This window comes from Pseudoalteromonas atlantica (assembly GCA_007988745.1).
GTDB classification, from domain to species: domain Bacteria; phylum Pseudomonadota; class Gammaproteobacteria; order Enterobacterales; family Alteromonadaceae; genus Pseudoalteromonas; species Pseudoalteromonas atlantica.
In genome coordinates, this window is sequence record BJUT01000077.1 from 1 (window position 1) to 13101 (window position 13101).

Annotated in this window: 9 protein-coding genes; 2 read left to right on the forward strand and 7 right to left on the reverse strand. The window is 42.2% G+C overall.

Annotation, left to right across the window (positions count from 1 at the left end; all coding sequences use genetic code 11):
- Nucleotides 1–424: 424 nt before the first annotated feature.
- The 5 genes from argS to PAT01_RS18845 all read right to left on the reverse strand — a co-directional run bounded on the left by argS (nucleotide 425) and on the right by PAT01_RS18845 (nucleotide 8220).
- Nucleotides 425–2167: an arginine--tRNA ligase gene (gene argS, locus PAT01_RS18825; RefSeq protein ID WP_154945996.1), complete on the reverse strand. Its 1743-nt coding sequence runs from the start codon at nucleotides 2165–2167 to the stop codon at nucleotides 425–427.
- A gap of 62 nt (nucleotides 2168–2229) precedes the next feature.
- The gene (gene prfC, locus PAT01_RS18830) at nucleotides 2230–3819 is read right to left on the reverse strand and encodes a peptide chain release factor 3 (protein WP_004586154.1); all 1590 of its coding nucleotides are present in this window, start codon (nucleotides 3817–3819) and stop codon (nucleotides 2230–2232) included.
- A gap of 289 nt (nucleotides 3820–4108) precedes the next feature.
- Nucleotides 4109–5143, reverse strand: a complete 1035-nt coding sequence (locus PAT01_RS18835) for an HlyD family secretion protein (protein WP_154945997.1) — start codon at nucleotides 5141–5143, stop codon at nucleotides 4109–4111.
- A 24-nt stretch (nucleotides 5144–5167) separates the two neighbouring features.
- Nucleotides 5168–6712, reverse strand: coding sequence for an MFS transporter (locus PAT01_RS18840; RefSeq protein WP_154945998.1), 1545 nt, complete (start codon nucleotides 6710–6712; stop codon nucleotides 5168–5170).
- On the reverse strand, nucleotides 6712–8220 hold the full coding sequence (locus PAT01_RS18845; RefSeq protein WP_154945999.1) for an efflux transporter outer membrane subunit: 1509 nt from the start codon (nucleotides 8218–8220) through the stop codon (nucleotides 6712–6714). Before PAT01_RS18845 ends, PAT01_RS18840 begins: the two co-directional genes overlap by 1 nt.
- Before the next feature lie 239 nt (nucleotides 8221–8459).
- Between PAT01_RS18845 and PAT01_RS18850 the strand changes: the two genes are divergently transcribed.
- Together PAT01_RS18850 and PAT01_RS18855 are read left to right on the forward strand one after the other, a co-directional pair.
- Nucleotides 8460–9128, forward strand: a complete 669-nt coding sequence (locus PAT01_RS18850; protein WP_024033146.1) for a TetR/AcrR family transcriptional regulator — start codon at nucleotides 8460–8462, stop codon at nucleotides 9126–9128.
- Between the two features lie 428 nt (nucleotides 9129–9556).
- The gene (locus PAT01_RS18855) at nucleotides 9557–12229 is read left to right on the forward strand and encodes an ATP-binding protein (RefSeq protein ID WP_054982743.1); all 2673 of its coding nucleotides are present in this window, start codon (nucleotides 9557–9559) and stop codon (nucleotides 12227–12229) included.
- A gap of 48 nt (nucleotides 12230–12277) precedes the next feature.
- Here the strand turns inward: PAT01_RS18855 and rimI are convergent, their stop codons facing one another.
- Together rimI and PAT01_RS18865 are read right to left on the reverse strand one after the other, a co-directional pair.
- On the reverse strand, nucleotides 12278–12745 hold the full coding sequence (rimI, locus tag PAT01_RS18860; RefSeq protein WP_029772791.1) for a ribosomal protein S18-alanine N-acetyltransferase: 468 nt from the start codon (nucleotides 12743–12745) through the stop codon (nucleotides 12278–12280).
- On the reverse strand, nucleotides 12732–13037 hold the full coding sequence (locus PAT01_RS18865) for a BRCT domain-containing protein (RefSeq protein ID WP_138576870.1): 306 nt from the start codon (nucleotides 13035–13037) through the stop codon (nucleotides 12732–12734). The genes rimI and PAT01_RS18865 overlap by 14 nt, the downstream gene beginning before the upstream one ends.
- Nucleotides 13038–13101 lie beyond the last annotated feature (64 nt).

Genomic DNA, 13101 nt, shown 5'->3' on the forward strand with positions numbered 1-13101 from the left:
AACAAAATTGATTAACTTACAAAAGTTCGTCAAGTAAAGCCTAAAATCATCTGCAAGTGTAGGAGTGCTAGCAAGGCGGTAAAACTATTTATGCCAAGGAGCATACGGTTTGTATGTGACTTAGGCTAAATAATTTTACCAACGCAGCTAAAGCGAACTACACAACTCAGATATCTGCAAGTGTAGAAGTGCTAGCAAGGCGATAAAACTATTTATGCCAAGGAGCATACGGTTTGTATGTGACTTAGGCTAAATAGTTTTACCAACGCAGCCAAAGCGAACTACACGAAGCAGAAGGTTCACCTATGTAGTCTAGCCTAAGACAAGGCATTCACCCCTACTTATCCCTATGAGCATACGGTTTGTATGTGATTAGGGTAAGTTGGGGTGGATAACGCAGTATTAGGTTAAAATACGACGGTGATTACATTTGCTCCATGACTTCAATGCCTAACAAATCCAATCCTGTTTTTAGTGTATCTGCCACTAAATTACATAACACTAAACGGCTATCGCGTACGCTTGGCTCTACGCCTTCTTTTAGTACTGGACAGGCTTCGTAGAATGTCATGTATAGGCTAGCTAGCTCGTATAAGTAGCTACATAGTACGTGCGGAGTAGCCTCAGAGATCATTAAATCAAGGACTTCTTCAAGCTGTAACAGTTTAAGCGCGAGTGCTTTTTCTTGCGGCTCGGCTATGGCTACATCTGCATTTAGCGTAGCGGCGTCGACACCTGATTTACGGAAAATACTGCGCACACGGGTGTAAGCATATTGTAAGTAAGGTGCTGTTGCGCCTTCAAAGCTTAACATGGTGTCCCAGTTGAATATGTAATCGCTGGTACGATGCTTAGAAAGATCAGCGTATTTAACAGCGCCAATACCTACTTTACGTGCAATTTCGCTGCGATCATGATCTGATAAATCAGATTCACGCTCAGCAAGCTTTGTTGCTGCACGACTAATTGATTCTTCAAGTAAATCAGCAAGTTTTACTGTACCACCTGTACGGGTTTTAAATGGTTTACCATCGGCGCCCATCATGGTGCCAAACGGGCAAAACTCGTAGCTCGTTTCATCGCGTAAAAGGCCTGCTTTACGTGCGGTAAGCTCCACTTGATTAAAGTGAAGGCTTTGGCGTGCATCAACAAATATTAAAATACGCTCAGCACCTAAGGTGTTTGAGCGGTAGTTACACGCGGCTAAATCGGTGGTTGCATATAAAAAGCCGCCGCCAGATTTTTGCACGATAAACGCAGATGGCTCACCATCTTTATTGGCAAGTTCATCTAAAAACACCACTTGTGCGCCTTGCGACTCTACCGCTATGTTTTTATCTTTTAACAGGCTAATAATATCGTTAAGCTCACTGTTGTAAGCACTTTCAGCCATAATATCGTCTTGGGTAAGCGTTACATTTAGACGTTTGTAAACTTCCTCAGAGTGCTTAACAGAGGTCGCTATAAATAGCTTCCATAGCTTTTCACAGTGCGCGTCGCCACCTTGTAGTTTAACTACATAGTCACGGGCTTTATCGGCAAAGCCTTCTTCATCGTCAAAACGTTTTTTTGCATCGCGGTAAAACGTTTCTAAATCAGCAAGCGCTACCGACTCTAAGTCTACGCCTTGGCTAATTTGATCTTCTAAATGCGCAATTAACATACCAAACTGTGTGCCCCAATCGCCCATGTGGTTTTGACGAATGACTTTGTCGCCTCTAAATTCAAGCGCACGTACAATGGCATCACCAATAATGGTTGAACGCAAATGGCCTACGTGCATTTCTTTTGCAAGGTTAGGTGATGAGTAATCTACCACGACAGTTTGCGGGTTTGCGTGCTCGTTTACAGCCAGTTTTGCATCGCTGTTTGCTGCTTTTACACTGTTGGCTAAAAACTCAGGCTTTAAATGAATATTAATAAAACCTGGGCCGGCAATTTCTGTTTTTTCAGCGATGTCGGTTACATCTAGGTTATCAATAATTTTTTGCGCAAGCTCACGTGGGTTGCTTTTCATTTTTTTAGCGGCGCCCATTGCACCATTAATTTGGTAATCACCAAACTGTGGGCGTGTGCTTTGTGTAACAGCTGGGTTTGTGTCTTCTGGTAGGCCTGCTGCGGTCATGGCGGCAATGGCTTTTTCTACTAAAATAGTACGAATGTTCATTATATTATTTACCTTTGTAAGCCCGCCATAGCAGGCTTTCAGTTAACTTTAGTCAGTCGATTCTAGTTTTCGCGCGTATGGTTAAAGGTTACTTCTGGGTAACGCTCTACCGATAAGTTAAGGTTTACACGGCTCGGTGCTATGTAAGTTAAGTTATCGCCACCATCGAGTGCTAAGTTGCTTTCGCACTTACGTTTAAACTCTTCAAACTTTTTAACATCGTCGCTGCTTACCCAACGTGCCGTATTTACATTTACGCCTTCGTAAATTGCATCTACGTTGTACTCAGCTTTTAAGCGCGCTACAACTACGTCAAACTGTAGTACACCTACCGCGCCTACAATTAAATCGTTGTTAGTAAGCGGTCTAAATACCTGTACAGCACCTTCTTCAGAAAGTTGTACTAAGCCTTTTAATAACTGCTTTTGCTTAAGCGGATCGCGCAAACGAATACGACGAAATAGCTCAGGAGCAAAGTTAGGAATACCGCTAAATTTAAGCTTTTCGCCTTGCGTAAAGGTATCACCAATTTGAATGGTACCGTGGTTATGCAAACCAATAATATCGCCCGCATATGCATCTGCTGCACGCTCACGATCGCCCGCCATAAAGGTTACCGCATCAGAAATACTAATTTGCTTACCAAGGCGTACGTGGTTCATTTTCATGCCTTGGCTGTATTTGCCCGACACAATACGCATAAAGGCAATGCGGTCACGGTGTTTAGGGTCCATGTTGGCCTGAATTTTAAACACAAAGCCAGTAAAGTTTTCTTCTGTTGCGATTACTTGGCGGTCATCTGTTTCGCGCGGTAATGGCGTTGGTGCCCATTGCGTTAAACCATCAAGTACATGGTCTACACCAAAGTTACCAAGGGCTGTACCAAAGTACACCGGTGAAAGCTCACCCGCTAAAAACAATTCAAGATCAAACTCATTTGAGGCACCAATTACCAGCTCTAGCTCTTCACGTAATTGCTCAGCGAGTTCTTCACCAATGGCGGTATCAAGCTCTGGGTTATCTAGGCCTTTTACAGTGCGAACTTCTTGAATAGTATGACCTTGGCCTGTTTTGTATAAAACCGCTTCGTCGTTATGAATGTGATAAACACCTTTAAACTCTTTACCACAACCAATTGGCCAAGTAATAGGCGCACAGGCAATATTTAGCTCTGTTTCTACTTCATCAAGTAGTTCCATTGGGTCACGAATATCACGGTCACACTTATTCATAAAGGTAACAATAGGCGTGGTACGTAGGCGCGTAACTTCCATTAGCTTACGGGTACGTTCTTCTACACCTTTTGCGGCATCAATAACCATTAAACACGAATCTACTGCGGTCAATGTACGGTAAGTATCTTCTGAGAAGTCTTCGTGTCCAGGGGTATCAAGTAAATTAACCAGCGCATTGTTATACGGAAACTGCATTACAGAGGTAGTAACCGATATACCACGCTCTTTTTCCATTTCCATCCAGTCAGACTTTGCATGCTGATTAGAGCCACGGCCTTTTACAGTACCGGCTTTTTGAATCGCTTGTCCGAACAAAAGTACTTTTTCGGTGATGGTGGTTTTACCAGCATCCGGGTGCGATATGATTGCAAAAGTCCTTCGCTTGCTAATTTCGTTGATAATATTCTGGTCTGCCATTAATAAGTTCTTTTAGTTTGATGCCAAGTTACATGCATAACATTGAGTGTATGCAAGGCAACCCGTTAAGTTGATCGTTATTAACTGGGCTTTGAGCAATTTAGTGTGAATAAATTGACAACAATTAACGCCATATAGCTAATTTTTTAATAGTGGCAATTGTAACAGGAGTCGGTATAAAAGTGTGCTATCTAACTCAAAAATATCTTGGCTTTATATGCAAAAGGAAGGAGTAACTAATTTTAAGGGCCAGCAACATGGTTACTGGCCCTGTAATTAACGCAATGTGCTACTGCGTTATTGAAATACTTGGCACCACCGACATACCTACTCGTAACTGCTTAAGCGCCGGCTGGTTTGCATCTAAGCTAATTTTAACCGGTAAGCGCTGCACAATTTTGGTGAAGTTTCCAGTGGCGTTATGTGCACCAATGGCTGAGTAGCTCACGCCACTGGCAGGGCTTAGGCTATCAACGTGGCCACGTAAAATTTGCCCTGGTAGTGCATCCACTTTTATTTCAACTTCTTGGCCTACTTTTACATTAGCTAGTTGAGTTTCACGGTAGTTTGCACTAACAAACACTTTATCAAGCGGTACAACAACCAATAGCGGGCTGCCTGGGTTTACATACGCCCCTACACGCACCGATTTTTGGCCAACTATGCCATCAATAGGCGCTGTAATTTGGGTGTACGATAACTTAAGCTCGGCATCTACTACACGTGCTTTAGCTTGTACAAGCACAGCTTTGGCTTTTTCAATATCGGCATGTAAAATTTCAATCTGCTGCTTTGCTGCTGCAAGGCCTGCTTGGTTTTTATGCAAGTTTGCTTTTTGAATAGCCAGCTTTGCTTGTGCTTCTTCTCGTGCTTGCACAGTGCCTGAGCCATCGGTTGCTAAGTTGGTATAACGCTTTAAATTTAACTGCGCTAATTTAAGTGATGCAGTGTCGGCCTCTACCGCAGCTTGCGCTTGTTGTACCAGCGAATCTTGATAAGTTAACTTAGCTTGCAAGCTAGCTACACTAGCTTTAGCACTATTAGCTTGGGCTTTAGCGGAATCTAGGGCCACTACAAAATCGCGATTATCTATGGTGGCAATTAAATCGCCTTTTTGTACTCGCTGGTTATCTTTAATGAGTACTTGATCTACCGTGCCAGATACCTGAGGCGCCACAAAGGTAAAGTCGGCTTGCACGTAGGCATCGTCAGTTGTTTGAGTTGCACTTTGCGACTCCGGTTTATTAAGATAAATAATACTGCCTGCAACAACGGCAAGTATAGTTGCTGCAACGGTTAATTTAACTACTTTTGGTAAGGCCATAATATATTACTCAACGGTTAAAATTTAAGATTTACTAAGATTCGGGGCTGGTACAAAGTTCATACATAGCGCCAGCGGAATTAATACAAGTGCTAACACACCAAGCACCAAGTAGGCATCACCTACCGACATCACTAACGATTGCTGGGCAATAACGCCACCTAATTGATCATTAGGTATGGTGTTTGCCAATGAATTACCGACCAGTGAGGCGCGATCTAATAGCATTTCGTTATGAAAATGACTGCGCACCGTTAATAGCTGCCCCACAACAGCCCCGCCAATAAGCGAGCCAAACACACGTAATGTGTTTATGGTTCCCGAAAAAAACGGCCCTTCGCTTGGGTCTAGTACACTGGTCATTAAAAATAAAATAGAGACCACTGCCATGGGCTGGCCAAATGCTTGCAACAGCTGCGCTGTGATAAATTGATCCCGATGCCATAAAGGCGTAATTTGTGCGCCGCTAAAACAGGCCAGCGCAATTAAAAATAATCCAATTGACATCACAATGCGGGCGCCTACCCATTTTTTGTATAAAAGCAGTGCCACTACCGAGCCAAGTACAAGTTGTGGTAGCGCAATTAATAACCCTACTGGCGCTAGCTGTAGTGCTCTATAGCTATGCAAACTGGCTAAATGGGTTGAGGGCAACATTGAGCCCGACATCAACACCACTAACAACATGGTAAGCAGTACAGAACCAATACCTAAATTGCGACGGCCTAATAATTGCGGTCTCATAAATGGCGCTTTGTGATGCCACTCGGTTAATACGTAGCAGCCAAATAAAATTAGCCCACCAAAAAAACACACACTAATAAGCGATGAATTAAACCAATCTAAACGCACACCTTGATCAAGCGCGATGGCAATTAACGTCAAAGACGATACGCCGCATACTAGGCCTAACCAGTTTCCTTCTTTAAAGCGCGCATATTTAACGCCCTCTTTTGGGAGCCCCCACGCAGTTAGTGAGCCTGCAATAATACAAAGCGGAATAACTTGCCAGTAAATCCAGCGCCAGTCCGATAACACATCAGCCCACTGCCCGCTTAGCCAAATAGCTAAATTTGGAGCGAATGTAGCGGTCATGGCGTAAAGCGCTAAACCGTGTAAACGTATGTTAGGGGGTAAAAATTTAAGTGCAGCCATCATTAATATAGGTATGAGTGCGCCACTACTTACCCCTTGCACAAAACGCAGTGCAATTAATAAGTTTAAATCATTAATAAAAGGCAAAATAGCCGCAATAACACCACATATAGTCACCATAGAAATATGAAAGCGTCTAACCGATAACGTAATGGCGAACCAAGAAGCAAAAGGCATAGCGATTAGCTCCCCAACGGTATAGGCGCTTGAAAGCCAAGAGGCATCATCTAAACTTGCCCCTATTACGCCCCTAACATCTGCTAATCCAAGTGCCCCTACTCGGTTATTTAAACCCGCCATCATAGCGGCAATAAAAATGCCTAATAGCCCAGCCAGTGCTTGTTTTGATGGCCCTGCGGGCTTAGCAACAGGTACTGCATTTTGTACAGGCACATTAATCGTGACTGCATTCATTACTCGCCCTCCGCCTTGGCTGACATGGGCGCAAGCGCACTTTCAGGTAACGCGTCTGGGTTCCAGCCACCACCGAGAGATTTATACAAATTTACAACCGCAATCGAGGCATTGGTTGCACTGTTATTTAACTTAGTTTGGCTTGCTAATAAATTACGTTGCGCCGTTAAAACACTAAGGTAGTCGGCTGCACCTTGCTGGTAGGCTCTTTCAACGGTTTGTAAAGCCTGCTTATTAAAGTCGTGGGCAATTTCAACTTTGTGATGGTGATTTTGCTGCGCAGCCCAGCCATCTACTGCGTTATCAACTTCGTGCCACGCTTTTAGTACAGTTTGACGATACGTTAATGCCGCGTTTTTCTCGCGCTCTTTAGTAAGCTTAAGCTGTGACTTTAAGCGCCCCCCCTGAAAAATAGGCAAATAAACATTTGGTCCCATTGAAAAAACACGTGAATCCCAGGTTGATAAATCACTCTGCGCATACCCTTCAACTCCTAATGAGCCCGTTAAAGTAATGCGTGGGTAAAAATTCGCTTCGGCCGCGCCAATAGCGGCAACAGCGCTGTGTAAGTTTGCTTGCGCTTGTAAAATATCTGGGCGGCGTTTCACAAACTCTGATGGAATAGCCGAAGGGATTTCGCTTGGCATAACAGGCGCAGCAATACGCTCGGCTAACAAAGTATTTAAGGCACGTGGTTTTTCACCTACTAGCAACGCAAGCGCGTTCATTAACACATTACGGCGCTGCGTTTGCTCTGGTAGCGCAGCATTAATTGTTGCCAGCTCTGCTTTTGCACTAATTGTTTCAAAACGTGTACTTACACCGTTTTTTTCGCGGCTTTGTGCAAGCTTTAACACACGCTCTGCAATAGTTTTGTTTTCGTGTGTTATGTTGAGCTGCGTTTGTGCACTGCGCAGTAACAAATACGTTTTAGCCACCTCGCCAGCTAAGCTAACACGCACGGCTTCACGCGCATACAAAGAGGCCTGCAGCATAGCAACGGCCCCTTCTTCAACACGTTTATTACGGCCCCATAAATCAAGTTCCCAGCTGGCATCAAAACCAAGCTGCCAAAAGTTATCAGGGTCTGAGGGCGCACCAAGTGCAACAAACTTACCATTTTCGCTCAGCCCTTCGCGCTTGTAGTCAAACCCAGCAGATACACTGGGTAAGCGGTCTGCCGATGCAATACCCAATGCCGCGCGGCTTTGGGCAATTCGGCTTGATGCTAACTGTAAATCAAGATTACCTAACTGTGCTTTGCGCTCTAGCTCCGTTAAAATAGGATCGTTTAAAATTGTCCACCAATTCCACGCCAATTCAGCATTACCGCGTTGTAGCTGAGTAAATTCGGGAGTTGGCTTTATAGCATCGTTGTTTATATTTGTATTAGGCTCTTCAAAGTTAGGACCCACTACACAACCCGACAAAGCCGCAGCTAATGTAAGCGCAATAGCTGAATGCCGCGAATAATTAAAAAGTCTTTTATTAAGACACTGATTAGCCATTTTTAAATCCTAAATTAATAACATAATTATTTATGTACTGTACCGCTCGGTTCGAGTGATAAGCAAAAAAAAGCTAAGCACGCTAATTGCTGCCTAGTCACACCTTAAATACATTTAAACAGGGTAATACCGATAGTTAACAGCTGCTAAAAACACCCTTAACTTAAAGCTCAAATTGAACTGTACCGCTCGGTTTGATATGCTAGGCGTAATTTAACATTATGTCAAGGTGAAATGTAATGACAAAAACGCTCACTAATGCCCAAAACACTCTGCCTCCAAGTGAATTAGAGCTTGGTGCAAAAGCACGAACGGTATTACACGCTGCACGTAAAATATTTTTAATTCATGGTTTTAATGGTGCAACCACCGACATGATCCAACGTGAGGCAGGCGTATCAAAATCGACGGTTTACGCTCACTTTGCAAATAAAGAAATTTTATTTTTAGCGGTCATTAAAAGCGAATGCGAAATATTTACAGCATCAATCGATAATATAACGTTTAAGCCAGGCAACTTAACAGAAAACTTACGCCGCCTTGGGCATGCTTATTTACAAATCGCTCTATCAGAGACGGCCATGGCTTTATACCGAATTGTTGTTGCTGAAGCCCCCCGCTTACCCGCCCTAGGTCATATGTTTTATAACTCTGGCCCGCGGGTGGTAAAAGACAAGGTCTCTAATTATTTAAAAGCGGCAGTGGAATCTAAAGAGCTGGATTTTGAAGAATTAAACATTGAAGAAGCCACTAACCTATTTGTTGCCTTAATGCGCAGTGAGCTACATTTAATGTACTTAACTCACCCCGATCAGCCTGTGCTTAAAAAAGATATAGACCGCTGGGTAGAAGTAGCAATAAACTTTTTAGTGCGCTCTTACGGTACGGCCCACACTCAAAAGAACTAATTTTTAAATGTGTAATACTTTAAATAAATAGCATTTTAAAGCCACGCATTAATTTTAAGCGTGGCTAAATTACCCTTAATGCCAATGCCCTAACAACGCATATTTTAATGCATTGTGCTAAACACTAATAAATATAAAAATAGCGCTACGGGTTTACCCCTTGCGCTCAATTTATGACAGGCATTGATACTGCACTGTTAGCTATATAATTAAAAAACTAAGCAGCGCAGCCGCTAACTTATTTAAAATAAAGCTAAATATAGCACCTTAAAATATAATCTCGCTTTCGGTGCTCACTAGCCTTGTTTAAACCAATTATATACACACTTTTTTTACGCTAAATTAACCCAAATCAGCTTACGCTTCTTGTGTAATAAAGTCGTAACGCATATCATTGCTAGATTGCACGGAGGATAAGTAGTTTGGTCATGAAAACCAGTAAGTTAAGTATTCGATTATTATGGTATATAACCCCGCTGGTTATATTACCCTTGTTGTTTTTAGGTGGTTTTACATTAACTAACGTAACCAACTCAACACAAAAGCAGGCTGATCTTATAATGAGTCGCTTTGTTGAGCAGCAACAACAAAAGGTTTTCAACTACATAGACTCGTTTCATTCAACAGCAAAACTACTGTCTACCTCGCCTGTTTTAAACGATTTTTTATCAAACGACATTCATGCTGATGGCAGCTATACCCGCCGCTTAGGGGCACTAATGGATGTTTTTGCCAGTTACAGCGAAGCCTACCCAGATATAATTAGTATTAACTTAGTCTCGGCCAGTGGTAAAAGTGACGCGTATTATTCTAATAATTTAACAACCGCACCGCAGTCATACCCATTTTTTAAGCAAGTACTGCAAAGTAATTTGCGCCAACAACAATTTATGGTGCAAAACAACGACGGCACCACCAACTTATTTTTTGTACAGCGCGTACAAAGTGTTGATTACTATTTAAAACGCCCACAACAACTTGGCTTTATAGTATTGCAAGTTGAGCCTTCTATATTAAACACCAGTATTTTAGAGGCGCCTTATAACAACACCCTAAATTTACTGCTAACCAACGACGGGCAAATTTTATTTAGCTCAGACTACAGCTTACGTGGGCAATATATTACCGAGCACGAGCTTGAACAGGTTCACGATTTAGCCGATGTAGGCACCCTTTCGACGATTGAGCTTTCGAGCATAGATAAAATAGAAAGAATGATATTTGCTGTACAAATGAGTGGCGGTTATTACTTTGTATCAACCATTCCAAAAGGTGTGCTTTATCAATCGGGTAAGGCAATTAGCTTAATCACAGGCTTAATTGTGATAATTTCGGTGATCACCCTGCCTATCCTTATTTTTGTGGTTGTGCGCAATTTACTGCTAAACCCAATTGAGCTTTTAGGGGCCGCCAGCCACCGTGTAGGTGATGGTGATTTATCGGTAAATTTACCTGCTCATACAAATGATGAAGTCGGCGTGTTGTTTAACGATTTTAACCACATGATTAACCAAATTAGACACTACCAAGAGCAGCTAGAAGAATATAAACACCACCTAGAAGACAAAGTAGAAAGCCGTACTAAAGCGCTCGAAGCGATGAACAGCCAGCTTGAACTTGCCATAGCTCAAGCAGAGCAAGCTAACCAGCTTAAAAGCCGTTTTTTAGCAAATATGAGTCACGAGATTCGCACCCCACTTACGGCCATTATGGGCTTTACCGAGCAGTTATTAATTAACGATAAAGTGGTTAACGACAAACAGCATTTAAATACCATTTTACGAAACTCTAAACACTTATTAGAGCTAATAAACAACATACTCGATTTATCTAAAATAGAAGCAGAAAAGCTCGCTGTAGAGCAAGCACCCCTTAATGTAGTGCAGCTGGTTCACGATATAGAATCAATTATTGAACCGCTAGCACACGAAAAACAACTCGGGTTTAGCATTCATTACGAGCTGCCATTACCGCGCACTATTTATAGTGATATGACGCGTTTAAAACAAATTTTAATAAACATAGCCAGCAATGCCGTAAAATTTACCGAGCAAGGCAAGGTGTCAATTTGTGTGCATTATTTGCAAAGTAAGCAGCAGCTTGAATTTGTGGTTAAAGACACCGGTATTGGTATGTCTGAGCACCAAATAGAGCGTATATTTAAACCTTTTGAACAAGCCGATGCCACCACCACGCGCCGCTTTGGAGGCACAGGATTAGGTTTATGTATTTCTAAAAACTTAGCGCAGTTATTGGGTGGCGATGTTACTTTAAAAAGCGAAATTGGCATAGGCAGTCGCTTTGCTATTACCGTTGATTGCCATATTAACGAGCCTAAACAGTCACTTGAGCTTTTAACTGAGCAAGCACAGCTTATTCCAGAAAAAGACCCTTTCTTGTCGTTTGCCACTTCTAGTTTTGATGCCAACATATTAGTTGCCGAAGATAACCCCGATAACCAGCTACTTATAAAACTGCTTTTACAAACCTGGGGCCTAGAGCCAGATATGGCTAACAATGGTGCACAAGCAGTAGAAATGGCGTTAGTAAACGACTACCAGCTAATTATTATGGATATGCAAATGCCTGTAATGGGCGGCCTTGAGGCAACTAAAATGCTACGTCATGCAGCCTACGATGGGCCCATTATCGCGCTTACTGCCAATGTAATGAACCATGATATAGACACATACATTGAGGCAGGTTGCGATAAAGCGCTGGCAAAACCCATTGATAAAGACGCGCTTGAAAACGTGCTAGTCAGTTACTTAAATCTTGAAAAAGATAATCAGAACAAGTGGGATAGTTTACTAAAAAGTGAAAAGTTTCAACAAATTAACGATAACTATGTGGCTAACCTGCCAAGTTACTTGCAAAAGGTAAACAGCTTAAAAGCCAGTAACGATGCAGAGGCGCTTCGAAGCGTAGCTCATAGCTTAAAAGGCAGTGCTGGTTGCTTTAATTTTGACGATATTTACCACAGTGCAGCGCTACTAGAAGAAAACCTGCTTAGTAATGACCAAGCGCAGCGCCCCACATTAATTGTAAATTTAATTAATGCTATTGAGCAAACCATAGCTAAAAGTAAAGAAACAGCCTAAAAATACGTGTTTTACTTTAAACGTTTATTTAGCGCTTAATTTAACCCTTTAACTAAACCCTAAGTTAAGCGCCATACCCATTAGTATGGCGTCTTCATAGCCATTTTTAGAGGGCTCATCGCTTGGGTAATAGTTTTTACGTACCGACATTTGCGTAAAGCCAGCATGTTCGTAAAGCGTTATTGCACGCGCGTTTGATTCGCGTACTTCTAAAAAAAGGTTTTCAGCATTTTGCTGCTCGCCATATTCAATAAACTGGCTAAGTAACTGCCTTGCAATGCCTTTACCTTGCTCACTGGGCGTTACACATATATCCATAAGGGTAAAGTCAGGTCCTGCCTTTTCACCTATATAAAAACCTACCAGAGTGTTTTCATCAAACGCCGCTAAATTAAAGTAACGGCCCCCCATGCAAGAGCTCATTGTTTTAAGAGACCAAGGATGAGAGTGGCAGGCAGTTTCAATAGCCATTAATTGTGCTATTGCGCTTTCGTTTACAGGTTTAAAGTTTATCAAGGTGTGTGCTCATTAAAGCCCATAAAGCGCGCTTATCAGAAGCACTGAGCTGTGAGGTTGGTAGTGTAAGCTTATCGCCGGTTAACTGTATGTCAGCCCCTTTTAAAACATGATTAATTGTTAAAGAAGGTGCACTTAAATGTATATCACTTAATAACTGCTTGCTCAGCACTAAAGGCTCAGCTGGAGTGCTTTGTGAAACGGCTAAAGTAGAGTCAGTATTTTTAGGACGATAATGCTGATTTAGTTCAAGGTTTTCTATACCAAAAATAGCTGCGTAACGTGGATGCATAACAACTCAGTAGATTAAACACTAGAACAATATATGAAGTAATAAAAACGATGTAAAGAAGAAA